We start from the raw sequence: 17,710 nt of genomic DNA, 5'->3' as shown, positions 1-17,710 counted from the left end.
CATGCGGGGTTTTGTTTATTAACTAGATGATTAGTTAAGCTTATCCCAAGCCATTTCCCAGTGAGAACCCGTCGCAGGCTGGTACTGTGTCGCAGTTTCTTTCCATTGCGCACAGTAGCCTGAGTATGGGAAAGGTTTACATTGGTAAACTTGACCATCGCTTGCGAGTACTTTGGTACCAGCAGTGTAGGTTGATAGACCCTCAGGGAATACGAAATCGTAATCACCGGCTGGTGGTGTTACGGTTTCTTCAGCCAGATGGAAATCGAGCGTTTGCTGATCAACGAGGTTGCCGTCTTTGTCTTTAATGCGAGTCACTAACATGTGGTGACCAGCTTCTGCTTTATTTAGTGTGAGTGAAACAGCTTCATTTTCACCATCTACCATGTTACCAGTCCAGCTTGCTAGAGGTTCACGGTGGTGGTTGTAAACCGTCAGCTCAGCGGATACATCACCTTGTGCAGTAAGAGTAAGATCTAACGTCGTAGGCTCGTTGGTAATGGTATATTCTGTTTCTAAACCATCAACGGTTAGTGAGTACTCAGGCTCAGTCGTTTCGATATTGTAACCAACCTCCACACGCTCTAGGCCGCTACCGGCCTTTAGGTACACTGGGTTTGTACCATATACTGGTGTGAACTTATCCTGAGCAAACTGGCCAGCCTTTAGCTTGCTTTGTTCTTGGTTGATTTTATTTGCTAAAGCGTAAGACCAGTTTTTTGCCTGGCCCATTGTCGCATCAGTGATCACAAGTTCAGTTTGGTATGATTCGTTTTCACCTGATTTGTCAAACACGCGAGTGTAAACCGAATCACCAACATTTAAATCCATTGTTGGAATGATTTGGCCACCTTGAGCCCAGTCAGGAACAACAGGACCTTCACCGTTAAATTTTACGTCGATAACGTTGTAGAATGACGCAGCAGTATCACCCACATCCCAAACGGCAAGGATAACGTGGTAACCCTCACGTGCAGGGACGTTACACTTATGGCTGACTTGTTTAGGTGGTTGAACCATATTGCCCTCAACCACACAGAAAGGCGTTAGATCGAATGAATCACGAGACAGTGATGCATTTGCGTTCCAATTTGGCTTAGTGATGTAGTATTTCCAATCGTGCGTGACGTGGTTTGCCGTGAATGTCCACTCAAACGTTTGAGCGCCAGCTTGGATTGGGCGTTTTACCCAACGATCCGCAGTTTGTTCGTCTAGTGCGGTTGCTAACGCTGATTGCGCGCTCGCAATTTTACCATCTCGTGGGCCGGTTTCTGGGAAGCCATCTGGACCTTCAACACTTTGTGGTTCGTATTGGATGGCACCACAGTTGGTGTTTTTCTCGTTTGTGTCTGACGTAGGGAATTTACACAACGCTACACGACTGGCAGCCACGCCATCGTTGTATGCCGATACGTAACCATGCGCCATAACGCCTGAACTGATGCTTGCTAGAGCCAAAGCTACTAGAGATTTATTTGGGAATGATTTCATCACATGTCCTTTATACGGGCTAACAATAAAAGCCACACCTCGGCGCACGTGTATCACTTCGTCGTTGGACAAGTTTGCGGCGATGCAAACCCTCAGCATGCGCTGATGACTAAGTGGCAACCCCGCTATCATAGGTACGTTTATTATTGAGTTATGGACGTACCGACAGACCGGAAGCTTTGCGTCCCATTTTTTCAAATGGTTTGCCGAAATGTGATTGAGCAAGCGGAATTTACCCTAAGAATTTGTTTATGAAAAGAAGTTAATTCGTGGAGGGAATTATTTTGCTCAGTTTGTGTATGCCCAAGGCAACGTGCACTCTGGAAATGTCACTTTTACGTCACCGGGGAACCCGTTAACGAAATAAAGTCGGTGAGTGCAACAAATGTGGGAGGGCGAGTAAACCATGATGACTTTTAGTCAATGTCTACTTTTAATGCGCCCCAAGAGGAGGGCTCTCCCTCGCGGGTTAACGGAAACAGTGTTTTGTCCGTTTTTGCATAGCTTAAGCGATGCAGTCGTTGAGTGACGTGATAACTGTCTAATCCCGAAATGGTCACTAGATCCAGCAGTTCTATATCTAAGTATCCATCTGGCATCATAGCAGGTTCTGGGATGCGAACCACGATGACCTCGCCAATGAGCATTTCGGTCTGGTTACTTTCAATGTGAATGTGTTCTTTTAATGCTAAGCCAATCGTCAAACTGCTTTCCATGACGAATGGCGCGGGAAAATCCTTTTCATAGTAAGCGGTGAGTCCAACTGCTTCGAACTCCGATTTTTCTTTAGGGTAACGAGCTGAAGTTTGATGTGCCTTTTGGACGAAATCCATACCAACTGCATTGATAGTAAAGTGCTTGGTATTGAGAATATTCTCCAAAGTGTGACGTCTACCTTTGCGTGGACGAACAATGAAAGCTAAAAGAGGAGGGTGAGACCCTAGGTGAATAACAGAGCTTACAATCGCAAGGTTCTCGCGTCCCTCTTTGTCGATAGAGCCGATAAGATTTGCACTCTTAAATCCAACGATTGAATTTATCAAACGAGTTCTCTTACGCTTGTCCATTGTCGTGAGGTCGTGATTTGAAAATTTAAGGTTATCCATAGTTAAAGCGGGCGGAATGACACCGCCCTCCCTTAGTCCATTGTTTGTCGAAATTAAACGATGTATCGACGTTAAATTGATATTTCAACTTCAAACGGCTGTTTCATCTTCAAACGGTTATTTCGGCATTAAAACAGTATCAATCACATGAATGACGCCATTTTTGGCTTTCACATCGACAGAAGTGACAGTCGCATTGTTAACCATGACTCTGTCATCTTCTGTTGTTATTAACACATCTTGACCGTTGACCGTCGTTGCTTTGTCTAATTTTACGACATCCTGTGCCATCACTTTTCCTGGAACAACATGATATGTGAGTATCGCGATAAGCTTGTCTTTGTTTTCCGGTAATAGTAGCGACTCAACCGTACCCTTTGGAAGCTTAGCAAACGCGTCATCAGTAGGTGCAAAAACGGTAAATGGTCCCTCACCTTTCAAAGTACCAACAAGGTCGGCTGCTTTAATGGCCGCCACCAACGTGTTAAAAGATCCATTTGAAGCGGCAACATCAACAATGTCACCTTTCATCATGCCGTGCTCATGTGAGTTCACGGGCAGGGCGAGTGATAAGGTGGCAAGAAAGACAGAAGTCATCGTTAGCATTCGTTTTAGCATAGTGCATTCCTTTTAATTTGGGGACCGCTTACTCCCTGATTGATTTCCACGATCGTACGCATTGAGCCAAAGTATCGATCAGCGGGGATTGGTTGTCTTAGCACTAGAGTCAGCTGTGACTTGACGGTTTGTCGCTTGGCGTTTTGTACCTTGGTTGCAGGAGCGCCAAATAGCTAGAGATTAGGTCAACATGCTGTGGTAGTTAGTTGTAGCTAGTAGCTCGTTGTTAGTTGGTAATGGGTTGGTAATCAGCAATGAGTTGTTAGTAATAAGTCGTCAGAAATAGGTTTGCTGGTAGAGGCTTAAACGTTGTTGGCGTTCAAATTATCAACAAAAATTTTAAGGAATAAGGGAAATTGCCTCGACATAACTGTTTGAAATTCGTACTTTGTTGCGCATTTAATATTCGTTTTTAACACAGTGCAGTAATGCCCCGATGTTACATTGCAGCGATATTTCGCTGAGGAGCGTTGGTAAAGGAATAGACCATCATGCAGCAATTTCACATTAGACGACTACGAGAAGAGGATGTTCCTCTATTAGAAAAACTGTTAGTTGAGCTTGATACCTCTCATTATGAAGCGGAGCCAAACCATTACCGTTCTCCGCAGGACATGGTAAAAATCCGCGAAGAACGTAGTGTGTTCGATAAATATTTCGATGGCACAATGATCGCCTATATTGCGTGCTCTAATCGCCAAGTCGTTGGCTTTATCTCTGGTATTGTTCGTGATGTTGGCTCGATCATTTCACCTGAAAAGCGAATCGGCTTTATCAATGAGCTTGTGGTTTCTGAAAGTCATCGCAACTTAGGCATTGGCTTGTCGTTGATGGATAAAATAGAAAGCGAGTTGTGTAGCCAAGGTATTGAAGAGATTGGATTGACCGTCGCTTCATTTAATCATGAGGGCGAAGATTTCTATCATAAAATGGGTTATCGAGTCGTCACTAAGGCGATGATAAAGCAAGTGAAAGATTGATGTTTCACTAAAAACAAAAAATGCCTTATCAGCCAGTCGCTTTCTTATTTGAGACGCAACCATTGAAAAGGCATTTTATGTTTCTACTTGCGGACAATTGAACGTTTATTGCAACGTGACGGCGGTTTGTTTACCCATTTCAATCAGTTTATTGAGAATGCGTTCACCATCAGCACGAAGACCATTGTGCTCGTATTCATTGGTGATCCATGCTTTCGAGTTGGGCATTGCGGCGAGCGTTTCGCGGCTGATGTCCATTTCTACAAACATATCGTCTGCGTAGACAGCGCAACTCACAGGTACTTTGTTATTTGCTAGTTGCTCAGCATTATAAAGTGGCGTCCAATCGGATTTTTCTGCTAACAGCTCTGCCGCTGCTTTGAGCGGTTTAAGATTTACATATTGGTCGAACATCCACGGGAAGACCATCTCACCAGTAAAGTAGAATGGCTTACCTTGTTCATAATTAAATGCCGTGTGCGTCTGACGGACTCGATGCGCGCTCCAGTTAGAAGCAAAACCCTGACAGTAAATCGATTCATGCAAGATGGCGTAAATTGGATTGGTCTGGAAGTTTTGTTGCGCCAGCATGTCATTTAAAAACTCATAACGAAGTTGAGGCTTGCCGCTCACTTCAATTAAGGCGCTTTCTAACCAGTAGTAGGTTGGTAAGAACGTATCACTGACGCCAAAATTAATCCCAATCTGTTGGAACTGCTCAACGGTGAAACGTTGTCCATTAGGCAAATATTCTTCATTTTCTAACAAGTGATTCGCAATGTTTTGGCATAACTGCTGAGCTTGTGGAAACTGTTGGAAGAATGCTTGGTTTTTTTCCATCGTGCGTTTGAATGTGGCTTGGTAAACATCATCAGCATGACGAGAGATCGATGGAACACCGCCGGTGATATAACTTTGAAGTAAACTATTTGGAAACAGTGATAAATACGTTAATGAGCAGAACCCACCAAAGCTTTGACCTAAAATTGCCCATTTCTCAACGCCAAATTGTGTACGAATAAACTCGGCATCACGCACAATGTTGTCTGCGCGGAAATAGCTTAAGTAGTCGACCTGTTGCTCTGGCGTTAGATTCGCTAACGTTTGATGATTCACTACGCTGCTGTTGCCAGTACCGCGTTGGTCGAGCAGCAACACGCGGTATTCATTGAGTGCACGTTTGATCCAACCATTATTGCCATTTGGGCGAGGAGACGGAAATCCTGGTCCACCTTGGAAATACACAAGCCAAGGCTTGTTCGATTCTAGCTCTCCCACGAGACAAACCGAGCGAGCGAAAACCTCAAGTGTGCCTTTACTGGCATCTTGGTAGTCAAGCGGAACAGTGAAAGTATGGGGAGTGTATTGCAATCCAGCATCGATAAATGATTGAGCGTTCATTGTTATTGTCTTTCCTTGTGATTTGTCGCGTAACGATATCGGATTCTGCTTTAGAAATATACCCAAGTAATTGGGCGGTAACAGGTGACTTGGGTATATGCACTGAGTGAACTATGATCTGATAAGCAAAGCTTGGATATTGCTACCAAAGTACGATTTAGTTTATCCCGACGGAAACAAAACATTTGGCGGTCGTTGACCATGGAGGATGCTTAATGAAACCATCTCTAATTCGAATCACGCTCGCTTGTTTGTTGCTTCAGGCGATTAGCGCACCGGCGGTGTTCGCTGTTGTCACTCCCAACCCGCCGCAGTTGCAAGCCAAAGGTTACGTGTTGATGGATTTTCAGTCCGGAGCCATTATTGCCGAACAAAATGCACGGATGGGTTTAGCCCCAGCAAGTTTGACCAAGTTAATGACCGCTTATGTGGTGGGGCAAGAGATTAAATCGGGGCGATTGGGTTGGGAAGATACCGTTACAATTAGTGAGAATGCATGGTCAGCGAAGTTTCCAGACTCTTCAAAAATGTTTATCCAACCAAAAGATGAAATTACCATTTCGAACTTAATGCGTGGTGTCATTGTACAGTCAGGCAATGATGCGTGTGTTGCGCTCGCTGAACATGTCGCTGGGAGTGAAAGTGCCTTTGTTGCCTTGATGAATGGTTGGGCAGAAAAGCTGAATTTGCAAGATACCTATTTTGTGAACTCACATGGGCTAGACAGTGATGGCATTCAAACGTCCCCAACGGACATGGCGGTACTGATGCAATCGATCATCAATGATGTACCAGATGTCTACGCCATATACAGTGAAAAAGTATTTAAATGGAATAAGATCACCCAGTACAACCGCAACAAGCTACTGTGGGACAATTCAATTGATGTCGATGGTGGGAAAACGGGATATACCAGCAAGGCAGGTTATAGTTTAGTGAGTTCTGCTAAAGAGGGACAAATGCGGCTGATTTCGGTGGTGATGGGCGCACCAAGTAAGCGCTCTCGTATCAGCCAATCTAAGAATCTGCTGAGTTATGGCTTCCGTTTTTATGATACTAAACAAGTTGCGACACAGGGGGAGGTGGAATCAACCGCTAAAGTCTGGAAAGGCGACGTGAGCGAGATTGAGTTGGGGTTTGCAGAAGATGCGTATTTAACGTTACCGCGTTCACTCAGTGCAGGGTTGGATAAAACCATTGTGGTTAATGAGCCGATAATTGCTCCCATCGAGAAAGGACAAGTAGTCGGTAAAGTCGTATGGAAGCACGATGACAAAACCGTAGCAAGTTACCCTTTGGTGAGCAATCAAGCGGTAGCAGAGGGTTCGTGGATTGGAAAATTATGGGACAGTTTAGTGCTTTGGGTTAAGTCTTTGCTTGCTTAATTTAGTGAGTGAAATCGTACAACAAAGCCACTCTAGATGAGCGGCTTTGTTGCTTTAAGGGTTCGATAAGCTCTGTTACTGTAGATGTGATGACTTTTATTTTTACCTATCTATGTCGGTTTGTTTTTTGTGCCAGTTTGTTTTATTTGGCGATTGAACTCACGATCGGCAAGTTCTTGTTCATCGTACAGTTCTTCTAGCACCACTTGCTCCATTGCCATTACATCATAGAACTGATCTTTACAGTAATCGTCATTCCATTTAGGCAACATACTGTCATCTTGCGCGATGCTATTTACATGCTCAGCGGCAAAGTGCACGTAGTGTTCAAATAGTTCCTCATCGGTACCGTTTGCAGCCCATGCTAATTTTTTGAACCATATTGCCGACTGCTCTTCGCTAATGTGGTTATTCACTTTACAAACCGACATCGCGACTAAAGACTCCGTGTAGTTTTCATAGTGTGGCAGAGTGTTATGAACGTGTGCTCCGCAGGCTATCACAAACCCAGGGAAAAGCACCGCGGCAGTCAGTATGATTTTTTTCATAGAGTTTTCTCCTGTTGTGGTTGAGTGCAAATTTTATCGAGGTGACCATTTTGCTCCGCATCAGAGATCAGTTGTTTTCCCATGGAGACACCCTCCTGATATAAGGCATTATCTTCACTGAATTGGAATGCTTCTCCCAATACTTCTAAAGAGAGCCCTTCGATGGTTTGGCGTATGACGAGTGATTGCTTTTGGCTATATTCATGTGTCATGACTCCCAATTCGACGCAGTAGTCGTTGACCGTTTCTACTGCTGCTGCCGCCATGATGGCGTTATCTTTACTAAATAGCGTGTCGTGGTCATGCTGTGCTGCAATCGCACTTTGAGGTGCAATAATCATGAAAACAAGAGATAGAAATAGAGACTTTTTCATGTTGAATTCCTGAATTAGGTTTGGAATATGAGGGGCATCAAAGTTTGCCCCTAACGGATGCTGCTATTGCTCTAGGTTACCCTCGCGACTGTCACGGTATGGATCAGAAGATCGTTTGCGATGTACCGATCTTGGCTCCAAACCATGGGCTTCTCGCATCTCATCAACCATGCGTTGTTTTTCTCCCATGCCTTTTTTCATGCTCTCAGGTAGTGCCTCTGTAGGAATGATTAAATCTCTATCAAGTGGCCACTCTTTTAGAAGCTGCGGATGATACCCCTCTGGGTAGTAAAGTGACTCATCAATTTCTAGGTCTCGAATCTCTTGCTCTTGAATATCGGCACGAGAGTTTTTTGGCATTGGAACTCGGAAAACTTCACCATCATTTAAGTTAAACTGAGGTGCACGGTTGTTTGGGAAGTCAGGAATAACACCCTCACGCACCCATGCTTTGTCAGGAGTAATGTTTGCCACAATCATATCTGGTGCACCGAAATGATAAGGGCCTTTCCAATGCTCACGGACTTGTGCAACGGTTTCGTTGTTGTAATACGGGTCAAACTCCATGTGGGTCGTCATAAATAGGCGTGGTTTAACTTGGTCTGCTAACCAACCGGCGGCATAGCCAGAAGTATGATGCGTATCGATGGTGTAGCGCGTTAAGAAGGCGGGAACACCTTGGACGATGGAAGCAATGCCGACCAGTTCAGTCTGTACTTCTGTGACGAAAAGGTCACACCCTGAACCATATTGGATGTCTAGCTCTGTCGGTCTGCCATCACCAGTCCAGATGAAACATAAATTTTCATCATCATTGATTTGCCAATCTAAGCGATAAGCCGATGCACCATCTTTAGCATGCGAGCGCCGCCAGTGTGATACTTGTACACCATCAACGTCGTAGATCACCCCTCCGTCGTCTTTAAAGTCAAATTCAATGACTTCTATGTCGTTTCCGGAAGGGAAGACATCAAATGCATCTTGGTGCCATGAAAGCATCTGTAACATTCCCTCAACCATGTGACGGGTGCCGTCTTCAGGGTTGCGACCGGATGGGCCATAAATCGTCAGTGGTTTTTCCCAGCGACCATTCCACCCCCCAAATTGATAGAGATATGGTAACGAACCGAAGTGATCAACATGCAGGTGAGTGATAAACACTTTATCAAGCTCATTGAGTGCAACACCTGCTCCAATGTAGTTCGCGATAGAGGCTTCACCTAGGTCGAAGACAAAATTATCGCCATTGCCTAGCTCAACATATATCGAGGTGTTTGCTTGTCCAGGACGAATCATTGGCGATGTGCCCATGAATGTGACACGCATTTCGTTATGTAATAGTTCTTCTGTTCTTGGAAACCAGTTTGCAGCCGTGACCATGTGATCCATTGGTTCTATCCCGTCGAACATTAACCCCTCTTTCCAAAGCTCCTCACCTGTTTGAATGTCGTGTTTTAAACCGCCTTGTAAAATGGCGTGGATCTCTTCTGGTGATGAGTAAATTTTTCCGCCTTGTTTGAGCAATTCTTCAGTGCTGACATTTTGTTCATAATTAAAGTGTTTATAGCCACTGAAACTTGCAGAATTCTCTGATTGATAGTGCTCAAATGGGTTGTTAGCTATTGCTGAAGTCGACAGTAACGCTGCGCCAGCAATAACAGTCAATTTGCTATATTTTTTCATGTGTTCTCCTCCCCCTTTTTGTTAGGGGCCGAATAAAAAGTTGCTGGTATAAATACCGTAACTGGATGTCAGGGTCGGTTTGCCCCTAGAAATGAGTTGCTGCTAGTATCGCGACCGTTGAAAGGGTCAAGATTGAAATGATTCGTGTCGTTGTCATATGTGAGTCCCAGTGTTTTTGAAAAGGAATTCACATCCTTGTGGTACGTGCTGTTTTGCGTTTTAAGCGATGGGTTGAGTCCGTGTTTCGCTTGATGGAAGTATTATGCTGAACAAAGGGATAACAATGGAGAATGCTTACTTTGGTTGAAACATAAATAAAATTTATGTATTCGTAAAAATGCGCAAAGGTACTGGCTATGTTGGGAAAGGTAGCAATTGGTCGCTCTCTTTTGTTCGATTTTTGTAGTAAAAAGCTCGTCTATGTTTGGTGGGCGAGAGACATCTATGTAGAGGGTGCCAATAGTCAGTAATAATAAGAGTAAAGACGAGGACGTGATCACGTGAAGCACGCATAGGCGAGAGGGAATGGCTGAAAAAGATGAGTTTCCCTAGTGGTACTTATATTTATCTATCTATCGATGTTTGGAGTGCGATGAGTCAGAGATAGGAAATGGGCAAATCCGTCTGCCAAAAGTTGGAGTGGTTAGTTGTAAAAATTAGAAATCGTAGGACAAGCCAATAGTCCAAATACTGTCATTTTCAACGATGTTGCTCATGGCGCTGGACGTCGATAATTCACCCTCATTGGTATTGAAATAGGTGTACTTAACGTAAGGTGTCCAGTTATCGATTTGTGTCGACAACACGAGCTCGTGCTCATTGGTACGATAGGCATCTTGGCTGAAGTAAAAGTCACCTCCCACGTGTGTAAAGCCTCCGTTAGAACCATCTCGATTTTCATGGGTGTATTGATAATCTAATGCCCAGTTCCCCATAGTGAGCCCTGTACCTAGAATGAGTTGGTTGGTGTTAATGGCGGTATCACTAAGTTGCTCGAGTGTTTGACCAGATCGATTATATCCGTAACCAGCAAAAAGATTGAAGTTGTCGGTTACTTGATAATCGATGGTCGCTTCTAACAGCATCTCTTCACCAGTTTCCCATTTCCCCAATTCACCGTATAAGTTAAGAGTGAGTGATTCACTAAGTGGAAAATCATGTCCATAACCTGCAGCGAGCCAACCTTGATCATCAAAGCCAATGTATACCTGACCGTTTTCTGATGTGCTGATCGTGGCTCCAGCTTCTGTTGTGTAAGTGCCTTGGTCGGCTGCGTTAGAAGCGATGTTTTGTTCAATATAGACTTGTGCATTACTAGCGAAAACAGAAGTGCTCAAACACGCTAAAGTGAGGGGTAACAGACGAAGTTTATTCATGGATATCTCCAGTACATTTATAGGATAAACAAGTGCTGGAGATTATTTCTGAAACTGTTTTGCCGAAAAATAAAGTGAACTTAGGTTAAGGAATAAATTTGGTTAATCAATTCTGTTTCGGGACTGAACTTCTGATCGATTCTCGAATTTTGATGTGTTGCTGATCATCTTTGTAGCGACGATGGTAGAGCATACGGAAGCGGATAGGTCGTAATTCAAGGGGAAATGGATGAATATTGAGGTCAAGCTTAGGGGCAAGTTTTTCGGCTAATGAACGGGTTGAAGAGGCGATGTAATCCGTTGTGCTGGCGAGCATCAACATACTAGAAATTGAGCTGGTCTCAATAATCACATTCCGTGGTTCAATGGGCTTATCTGATAAGAAATCAATCGTATTCATCTGTGAACGTCTGACTTTTAATGCGATGTGTGCTTCAGAAAAATATTGATCGTAGCTAATGGTGTCTTTGATTCTCGGATGTCCTAGTCTCGTCAAACAAACGGCTTCGTCTTCGAACAATACTTCTTCAATTAATGAATGGCGTTTGTTGGATATTACATCGATAACCAGATCGACTTTTTGTGTGGTCAGTGCGTCAAACAGTTGCTCCTCATCTAAAGGAGCCTCAATAAAACGCACGTCAGGTGTCTCTGCCATGAAAGGAATTAGGCTCTCCGTACAATAGACATTGAGCGTTTGCTTTTTTTGTTCGATGCCGCTTAATACGGTAAGTGGGTCCTCGATCTTATGTGCAAGTGATACAGCGGCTCCTGTCGGTGCAATGCCTCGGCCTTCACGTACAAATAAGTTCTTTCCAATAACGCTCTCTAGCCTTTTAATGGCGGAGCTTACAGCAGGCTGGGTGAGGTCTAGCTCCTCAGAAGCAATCGTAATTGAGCGGTGCTTGTAGACCGCTAGGAATGTCGTTAGTAGATTCAAATCCATATGTTTTCCTACTTTAAATCACCGCAGCGCGAAATCACATCTGTCTTGTATATGTCAATGTACCTTAATTATGGCAGGGGATTTTTGAACGATTCTAGCTTTGGGAATGTGGTCACAATCGAGAGGAGACTCAAAGTGTTTGAATCTCTATTTTCAAATTTATTTTGAAGATGTTTTTAACTAAGGGCGATTTTTCTCTATCCCCTGAGGGTTTAAATTGTTGTGATACCAAAACCTTGTAGATAGAGAGTGAGCGATGATCCATTTAGTTGCAGAAATTAAAGCGTACCCAAATAACATTGAGCAAGTGACGGCTTTATTGACCGGTTTATTAGAGCCAACACGTGAAGAAGAGGGGTGCTGCCAGTATGAGTTGTTCTTGGATGAACAAATCGAAGGCTTGTTCATGTTTCAAGAAATTTGGGCATCTCAAGAGGCACTGGAGAAACACTTACAAAGCCCACATATCGTTCATTTTATCTCTGCTTTAGAAGAAAATGATTGGGTCGAATATTCTCATATTCGCCCAATCAAGTTTGTCGGTTAGTGCTGTTAATGACGTATGCTTTGAAAAACTATAGCTAAATCGTTCTTTTAAGGGTTAGCCATTTCAAATGGTTAGCCTTTTGAGCGGAACGTTTTCAGGACTTTTTCTCTCTGCTGGCAACACTTGTCATGAATGAATTCTCGGAAAGTGCGAATGGTGGGTGTTAACAGGCGACGGTCTGCACATACCATATAAAGAGGCACAGGGCCGCAATCCCATTCAGGCAAAACTCGCACAAGCCTACCGTCAATTAAGTCCTGGCTGATGTCCATCAATGACTTGTTGGCAATTCCTTTTCCTTTGATTGCTAAGCGGTGTGACAAATCACTGTCATTACTTAACAGGTTACCACTTACGACGACTTGCTCAGTTTCCCCGTCACGAGTTAGCGTCCATTTGTTGTATGCCGAATCTGCCACCATGTAACACAAGCAGTTGTGTTGATTGAGATCGTCAGGTCTGGATAGTGGTGGACGTTCCGCGACGTATTCGGGTGAGGCACATAAGATCCGCTCGTTTGCGCCACATAGAGCCAAGATGACAAGGTTAGAGTCGGCCGGCTCTCCGTAGCGAATCGCAATGTCGACGGGTTGGGTATACATATCGGTGAGGCTGTCAGAAAGTTCAAGTTTGATCGTCACGTTAGGGTAGATATCGATGAATTCATCGACCCAATCAAGCAACATATTACGCCCAAAGTCTGATGGGGCTGTGATGTGCAACTGACCAGAGAGCTCGCCTCGTGCACTCGAGATTTGGTCTAACCCCTCTTGGAGCATAGCAAGCGCTTGAGTGGTTTTGTCTAAAAACAGCTCGCCCTCCGATGTTAATCGTAGACTGCGTGTGGAGCGAACAAACAGCGGAAACCCAATTTGACTTTCAAGGCGTTTAATTGACGCACTGATGGCTGCAGGCGTCATATCCATACTGTTTGCGGCTTTAGAAAAACTGCCTTGGCGTGCGGTTTCGACAAATATATTCAGATCATTGAGCGCTTTCATGATGAAAAGGGTTTTTAGGAAATTTGAGCTACTATAGGGGAGATAAGAGAGGAAGTTCAAGGCTAAAACATTAGGTTGTAGCACCAGTTTGAGTTAGATTAGCCGCCATTAATTTTACTACCGGATCAAAATCATGAGCCACGACCAACCGAACAATCCACTGCATGGGTTGAGTTTAGAGAAAATCCTTACCCGCTTAGTTGAGCATTTTGGCTGGCGAGAATTGCATGAACGCGTTCGTGTTAACTGTTTTCAAAAAGATCCATCTATCAAATCTTCATTAAAGTTTTTGCGTAAAACTCAATGGGCACGAGACAAAGTAGAAGCGCTTTACGTCGAGACATTTTGCTAATTGGTTTTGGTGGACGTCTAAATGAGACATTCCGGATGGCTAGCTTTGGCTCGTCCGGAATGACTTCTGAGCTCTTTTGTAGGGCCGAGTACCCAAACGAGAACCGTCATTCTGAACGGCGAGGGACGAGCGTGATTCAGAATCTACTCTCAGAATATATTGAGGTAATTCATCGCTCTACGGTTTGCAGCGAGCGGTAAGTAGATTCTTAGTCTCGCCTTGGCTCGCTAGAATGACACAACTTTTCTCATTGTATAGGTTGGAAGAATTCCTCTGCGTCATTCCCGATAGCGACGAAGGAGCACAGTCGGGAATCTCGATTCTAATCTCTCGCTTCCCGTCTCTTTTTTATTCCAAATGATGCGTACTGCCCACGGTGTTTTCTAAGTCTAAAATTGACTGGCGAACGTGGTCAGGAATTGCGGTTTTCACGTTGTTCTTGAAATCAAACATTACGCCAGTTGCTGTTGCGATCGTTGCAATTTTACCCCATTTTTTACTAAGCAACTGATATTCCATCGTAATACGATCTTCCTGCATATCGATCACGCGGGAGCCGATCAAAAGTGTATCTGGGTATGTAACCGGCAGTTTATAACGGCATTGTGTTTCACTGAGAACGGGGCCTATCTGTGAGGTTTGTATATCAACCAATAGGTTAATTTTTTTGAAGTACTCCAATCTCGCGGTTTCGAAATAACGAAAGTACACCGCGTTGTTCACGTGTTGCAGCGCATCCATTTCTCCCCAAGCAACGTTAATCTCGGTAATGACCGGGAAGTCTCTTAATAATGTATCCACTGTTTAGTCCCTCTTTTATTTCGGAATCCACTTCTCATGTCGAGTATTTATTCTAGTCTGAAAGATTTTAAATGTAACTAAGTTGTGATTTATTTGTGAAACAAGTGCGAGTGTGATTTCGTAAGCATAAAACTTTACATAATGGTTAGTGAGGCGTAGGTTTAAGTCATCGCAACCAAAAGGAGATGTCGATGACAGAACTGAAAGGTTTCAATCTTGCTAGAGTTGAAAAGCGAGTGGATTGGACGGGAGAGTTATTTAGTTTGCGGCTTTCAGGCGCGCCGCTCTCGTTTAAAGCCGGACAATTTACCAAGCTTGCCTTGCTAGATGATGATGGTACAACCATTAGCCGTGCTTACTCTGTTGTCAATGCACCAAGTGAGCAATTTGGCTGGCTAGAGTTTTTGATAGTGGCCAATCCACAAGGTCAACTGACGCCAAAACTACAAAAACTCAATACCGGTGATGCGGTTTATGTAGGCCAAAGTGCACACGGCGACTTGACTCACGATACCATTCCCAAACAAGCCAATGATCTGTGGTTGCTTTCCACTGGTACGGGTATTGGTCCATTCCTTTCTCTATTAGATGACATTAATTTACTGCCACATAGTGATAATATCGTGCTGGCACACGGGGTTCGATATGAAAAAGACCTAGTGTATCAATATTTGATTGAACAGCTTCAAAACCGTTATGAAGGGCGTTTACGTTATTTGCCTATTGTGAGTCGTGAAACCTTAAACGGGAAATTGAATGGACGCATTCCTGCGTTAATTTCTTCCGGAGAGTTAGTGGAGCGCGCTGGTTTGCCATTCTCCCAAGACAGCAGTTTTGTCATGATGTGTGGGAATCCAGAAATGATCAAAGACACCTCACCAGTTCTTCAGCAACTTGGGTTGGAAAAGTACCGAGCACGAACCGGTGGGAACATCATTTACGAGCGATATTGGTAATCGGTATCAGCCAGTTGTGTTTCTGAAGAGGGGGAGGAAAGTTTTGACGTTATGCGTTAGGCTTTTCTTCTGTTCACACAGTGTGTCATTCATACAAGTAGCATTTCACATAAGTAGCAATTGACACAAGTGGTAATTAGGCATGCTTCGGCTTTGATTTCGATATTCATGCGGTTTCTGCAAGAGTTGCGATCCATTTCCATTCCCTTATGTCATTGCAATAGATACACTTCTTAAGTCATAAATTCAATAGTTTAGGATTAAGGATGATGAATAAATCTCATTGGATGGCGTGTTTTGCAGTCGTATTTTCATGTTCTTCTTTTGCCGGCGCATGGGAAATTGAAGTAGGCGGATTTTTTTCTCGTACGGACACCAAATTGAACGCTTATGATCCCTACCTTGATAAGATTCGCACCATTGATTTTGAATCCGATTTGGATTTAAAAGAGTTTACCGTGTTGCCGTATGTCGAGTTAGAGTATTACTTTAACCAAAAGCACAGCCTCTATGCGGATTGGCGTAGTCTGCATCGAGAAGCGACGAGAACAACGGTCACAAAGCCATTTGAAATTACGAATGATGGTGTGACGTATGTGGTCCAAGCGGGTTCTAAGCTCACTACAGATTTAGATATCGACATCGCGCGTGTGGGGTATGGCTACCAGTTTTATACGAGCGAGAAATGGGCGGTTGATGTATTGGCTGGGCTGCATGTGATGTGGTTATCTTTAGGGTTAGAGGGCAAGCTAGGAGCGAAAGCGAGCGGTGTCGATGAGTTTCCCGTAATGTTTGTGGATGACGCGGTTATTAATGATGTGACGGCTCCGTTGCCTGATATCGGCATTCGAGCTGAGTACGCACTGACACCAGATTGGATAATTAAAAGTCACGCTCAAGTTTTTTATCTTTCCGTTGATGATATCGATGGCTATTTATTAGAAATGGACATTGGCGCAAAGTATCTCTTCACCGATCAATTCAGTATGGCAGGCTCATTCAATTATTATGAAGTGGGTGTGGATTATGAAAGTGATCGTTCGTCATTGGATGTGACCTATCGTTTTTATGGTCCAATGCTGACGTTAGCTTATCAGTTCTAACTAAAAAGCCACACAGATGTGTGGCTTAGTGAACGAGTCTTTATATTGACCAAAAGCAAACAAGCCGATGTAAACAGGTTAATGTTTATCGCGAGTTAGAGTTTATTGCGATCTCAAGTCTGTCAGGAGCTCAAGTCTGTCACGCGCTTATGTTTACTGCTGACTGATATATTCTTTAAAGCGTGCTTTCGTTTCTGCGTCCGCTTTTTGGTACCAAAAGTGTAGCATCTCTTCTGCGGTTGAATCCGCTTTCATGCTTGCAGGTTTGGTTTGCTTCATGTCTGCAGGAATTTTAGCTGGAAGCGTGACGGGTTGAACGGCAACCGCACTTGCGATACCAATTGCAGCCGCGCCACCTGCTCGGTTGTAATCTTCTACTTCACGGATGTAGTCTCGACCGATCTGCATACCTGGCTTGATCAACTTGTCTTGTTCAACGGCAATCGCTTTGCCAGATTCGTCAATCAGTTTCCAATTCATGTCTTTGATTTTTGCTTCAGCTTCGCGAAGATCACGGTATTTAGGCAATTCAAAAGTCAGCGCGGCATCTTCTGCATTGAATCGAGTCACGATTACGTCACTTTCAACGTTAATACGGTCGTTACCTTGGCTGAAAAACGGAGAATAGCGGAAGACCACCTGATTGACGCCATCAGGTAGGGTTAGTGATTTTTCCGAAGCGAAGAAGCTACCAGAAAGTTTCACTTTCTCACCATTTGCAGCCAAAATCGAAACGTCGTCAGGAACCGTCACCGTTACGTCGGCAAACGCCATGCCACTCATAGCAAGAGCGAGAGCACAAGTTAAAGGCTTGATCAATTTCATTGTTTTTATCCTAAGCACTGTAGTAGTGGTCAAAGAGAGTGCATCGTTAAGTGCTTGATTGCAACTCTCGAATGTAAGAAGTATGAAAAATTAACAAGAACGTCATATTTAGATGGTTACTATCAGAAAAAGTGTGAGCTAACACAAGCACTCTTAAAGAACCTAAGCTGAAACCGCTACGAGTGCAGCGGTTTGCTTGAAATAACGTTTGAGTAAG

The 17,710-nt window shown here is 43.9% G+C and carries 18 protein-coding genes and 1 riboswitch; of the genes, 6 read left to right on the top strand and 12 right to left on the bottom strand.

Features of this window, described 5'->3' with window-relative positions:
• Window positions 1-30: 30 nt before the first annotated feature.
• From gbpA to VA249_RS20460, 3 genes are all read right to left on the bottom strand, one after another.
• Window positions 31-1,491: an N-acetylglucosamine-binding protein GbpA gene (gene gbpA / locus VA249_RS20470; RefSeq protein ID WP_221070795.1), complete on the bottom strand. Its 1,461-nt coding sequence runs from the start codon at window positions 1,489-1,491 to the stop codon at window positions 31-33.
• 112 nt (window positions 1,492-1,603) lie between these two features.
• A riboswitch (cyclic di-GMP riboswitch) is annotated at window positions 1,604-1,709 on the bottom strand.
• A 198-nt stretch (window positions 1,710-1,907) separates the two neighbouring features.
• Window positions 1,908-2,597 carry a flavin reductase family protein gene (locus VA249_RS20465; RefSeq protein ID WP_221070792.1) on the bottom strand — a complete coding sequence of 230 codons (690 nt, stop codon included), beginning with the start codon at window positions 2,595-2,597 and terminating at the stop codon, window positions 1,908-1,910.
• Window positions 2,598-2,714: 117 nt separating this feature from the next.
• The gene (locus tag VA249_RS20460) at window positions 2,715-3,215 is read right to left on the bottom strand and encodes a fasciclin domain-containing protein (RefSeq protein WP_128813364.1); all 501 of its coding nucleotides are present in this window, start codon (window positions 3,213-3,215) and stop codon (window positions 2,715-2,717) included.
• Window positions 3,216-3,706: 491 nt separating this feature from the next.
• Here VA249_RS20460 and VA249_RS20455 point away from each other — a divergent pair, with 491 nt between their 5' ends.
• Window positions 3,707-4,195: a GNAT family N-acetyltransferase gene (locus VA249_RS20455; protein WP_221070790.1), complete on the top strand. Its 489-nt coding sequence runs from the start codon at window positions 3,707-3,709 to the stop codon at window positions 4,193-4,195.
• A 105-nt stretch (window positions 4,196-4,300) separates the two neighbouring features.
• Here the strand turns inward: VA249_RS20455 and VA249_RS20450 are convergent, their stop codons facing one another.
• Window positions 4,301-5,596, bottom strand: coding sequence for an alpha/beta fold hydrolase (locus tag VA249_RS20450; protein WP_221070789.1), 1,296 nt, complete (start codon window positions 5,594-5,596; stop codon window positions 4,301-4,303).
• A gap of 215 nt (window positions 5,597-5,811) precedes the next feature.
• Between VA249_RS20450 and VA249_RS20445 the strand changes: the two genes are divergently transcribed.
• A complete protein-coding gene (locus VA249_RS20445; RefSeq protein WP_221070787.1) occupies window positions 5,812-6,981 on the top strand; it encodes a D-alanyl-D-alanine carboxypeptidase family protein in 1,170 nt (389 codons plus the stop codon).
• Between the two features lie 110 nt (window positions 6,982-7,091).
• On the opposite strand, the gene VA249_RS20440 is transcribed toward VA249_RS20445, so the two are convergent.
• The 5 genes from VA249_RS20440 to VA249_RS20420 form a co-directional block, all read right to left on the bottom strand.
• A complete protein-coding gene (locus VA249_RS20440; protein ID WP_221070785.1) occupies window positions 7,092-7,529 on the bottom strand; it encodes a hypothetical protein in 438 nt (145 codons plus the stop codon).
• Window positions 7,526-7,903, bottom strand: a complete 378-nt coding sequence (locus VA249_RS20435; RefSeq protein WP_221070783.1) for a hypothetical protein — start codon at window positions 7,901-7,903, stop codon at window positions 7,526-7,528. The genes VA249_RS20440 and VA249_RS20435 overlap by 4 nt, the downstream gene beginning before the upstream one ends.
• A gap of 63 nt (window positions 7,904-7,966) precedes the next feature.
• On the bottom strand, window positions 7,967-9,586 hold the full coding sequence (gntH, locus tag VA249_RS20430; protein ID WP_221070781.1) for a guanitoxin biosynthesis MBL fold metallo-hydrolase GntH: 1,620 nt from the start codon (window positions 9,584-9,586) through the stop codon (window positions 7,967-7,969).
• A 656-nt stretch (window positions 9,587-10,242) separates the two neighbouring features.
• The gene (locus VA249_RS20425) at window positions 10,243-10,962 is read right to left on the bottom strand and encodes a hypothetical protein (protein ID WP_128813357.1); all 720 of its coding nucleotides are present in this window, start codon (window positions 10,960-10,962) and stop codon (window positions 10,243-10,245) included.
• A 106-nt stretch (window positions 10,963-11,068) separates the two neighbouring features.
• Entirely contained in the window at window positions 11,069-11,908 is an 840-nt protein-coding gene (locus VA249_RS20420) for a LysR family transcriptional regulator (protein ID WP_221070780.1), read from the bottom strand.
• Window positions 11,909-12,164: 256 nt separating this feature from the next.
• Between VA249_RS20420 and VA249_RS20415 the strand changes: the two genes are divergently transcribed.
• A complete protein-coding gene (locus VA249_RS20415) occupies window positions 12,165-12,455 on the top strand; it encodes a putative quinol monooxygenase (RefSeq protein ID WP_128813355.1) in 291 nt (96 codons plus the stop codon).
• A 71-nt stretch (window positions 12,456-12,526) separates the two neighbouring features.
• Here the strand turns inward: VA249_RS20415 and VA249_RS20410 are convergent, their stop codons facing one another.
• A complete protein-coding gene (locus VA249_RS20410; RefSeq protein WP_221070777.1) occupies window positions 12,527-13,456 on the bottom strand; it encodes a LysR family transcriptional regulator in 930 nt (309 codons plus the stop codon).
• Between the two features lie 133 nt (window positions 13,457-13,589).
• On the opposite strand from VA249_RS20410, the gene VA249_RS20405 reads away from it, so the two are divergent.
• Window positions 13,590-13,808: a VF530 family protein gene (locus VA249_RS20405; RefSeq protein WP_128813353.1), complete on the top strand. Its 219-nt coding sequence runs from the start codon at window positions 13,590-13,592 to the stop codon at window positions 13,806-13,808.
• A 348-nt stretch (window positions 13,809-14,156) separates the two neighbouring features.
• On the opposite strand, the gene VA249_RS20400 is transcribed toward VA249_RS20405, so the two are convergent.
• On the bottom strand, window positions 14,157-14,609 hold the full coding sequence (locus VA249_RS20400) for an acyl-CoA thioesterase (protein WP_221070775.1): 453 nt from the start codon (window positions 14,607-14,609) through the stop codon (window positions 14,157-14,159).
• Between the two features lie 191 nt (window positions 14,610-14,800).
• Here VA249_RS20400 and VA249_RS20395 point away from each other — a divergent pair, with 191 nt between their 5' ends.
• Together VA249_RS20395 and VA249_RS20390 are read left to right on the top strand one after the other, a co-directional pair.
• A complete protein-coding gene (locus VA249_RS20395) occupies window positions 14,801-15,565 on the top strand; it encodes a ferredoxin--NADP reductase (protein ID WP_221070773.1) in 765 nt (254 codons plus the stop codon).
• Between the two features lie 266 nt (window positions 15,566-15,831).
• On the top strand, window positions 15,832-16,668 hold the full coding sequence (locus tag VA249_RS20390; RefSeq protein ID WP_221070771.1) for a DUF481 domain-containing protein: 837 nt from the start codon (window positions 15,832-15,834) through the stop codon (window positions 16,666-16,668).
• A gap of 153 nt (window positions 16,669-16,821) precedes the next feature.
• Here VA249_RS20390 and VA249_RS20385 read toward each other — a convergent pair whose 3' ends face one another.
• Window positions 16,822-17,493 (bottom strand): DUF2057 domain-containing protein, encoded by a 672-nt coding sequence (locus VA249_RS20385; RefSeq protein ID WP_128813350.1) that lies wholly within the window; start codon window positions 17,491-17,493, stop codon window positions 16,822-16,824.
• Between the last annotated feature and the right edge of the window lie 217 nt (window positions 17,494-17,710).

Source organism: Vibrio alfacsensis (assembly GCF_019670485.1).
GTDB lineage: Bacteria > Pseudomonadota > Gammaproteobacteria > Enterobacterales > Vibrionaceae > Vibrio > Vibrio alfacsensis.
The sequence above is the reverse complement of the archived record's forward strand: the minus strand, read 5'-3'. Positions and strand labels throughout refer to the sequence as shown.